At 46.2% G+C, this 234-nt stretch carries 1 protein-coding gene; it reads right to left on the bottom strand.

The genetic code is table 11. The features are described 5' to 3' along the window. On the bottom strand, positions 1-209 hold a 209-nt coding region (locus tag Q5762_RS39740), incomplete at its 3' end, for a pseudouridine synthase (protein ID WP_315897188.1). Between the last annotated feature and the right edge of the window lie 25 nt (positions 210-234).

Here is a 234-nt window from a genome sequence, read left to right as displayed (position 1 = left end):
GACAACATAGCATGAGCCAAGTCCCCATTGTTCGTTAAGAGCAAAAGACCGTGTGTATCGATATCCAATCGCCCTACAGGAAAAACTTGCTTATGACGAGCTGTCTCATCCAGCAAATCCAACACCGTGTCATGCTGGGCATCCTCTGTCGCCGAAATCACTCCTTTGGGCTTATTGAGAAGATAATAAACAAAGGTTTCGTGCTTCAAGACCTGACCACAGAAAGCCACTTCA

The sequence above is a fragment of the Streptomyces sp. P9(2023) genome (genome assembly GCF_032436795.1).
Taxonomy (GTDB): Bacteria; Actinomycetota; Actinomycetes; order Streptomycetales; family Streptomycetaceae; genus Streptomyces.
This window is presented reverse-complemented; position numbering and strand designations above follow the sequence as displayed.